The sequence below is a fragment of the Staphylococcus sp. EG-SA-17 genome (genome assembly GCF_017151845.1).
Taxonomy (GTDB): Bacteria; Bacillota; Bacilli; order Staphylococcales; family Staphylococcaceae; genus Staphylococcus; species Staphylococcus aureus.
On record NZ_JACVZO010000081.1, the window covers coordinates 1 to 530 of the forward strand.

Below are 530 nucleotides of genomic sequence, written 5' to 3' on the forward strand. Positions count from 1 at the left end.
ATCTATAATAGCCATATAGTTTTGCTCACTACCATAACCTGCATCAGCTACAATATACTCTGGTAAATAACCGAAGGTATTTTGAATCATTGTTAAAAATGGAATTAAAGTTCTAGTATCTGTTGGGGTTTGAAATAGGTCATAGGATAAAAAATTGAGAATTTGTCGCTATTTGTAAATTGTATCCTGGCTTAAGTTGGCCATTTTTCATATGGTCTTCCTTCATTCTCATAAAAGTTGCATCATGATCAGTTTTAGAAAAGCTATTTCTATCTTTAAGAATCGATTTTTGTTCTTCATATTTATTTTTTCTTTCGGAATAATCATCAAATTTCTTTTTGAACTTCTTAATCTCAGTTCTTTTTTACAGGTCTGTTTTCTAATTTGAGCACAATCTTCGTTCTCAATAGAATGATTTAAATCTTCGATTTCTTTATCTAAATGACTACCAATTAAATCTATTTCTTCTATTGTTAAATCGCTATCTCCATCTTCTTTTATCTCTGGTATTATTTTTTCTTCAACTAAGT

The 530-nt window shown here is 28.9% G+C and carries 1 pseudogene; it reads right to left on the reverse strand.

Going from position 1 to position 530, the window contains the following annotated elements:
• A pseudogene (locus tag IDG65_RS14150) lies at positions 1–530 on the reverse strand (transposase); the annotation flags it as partial.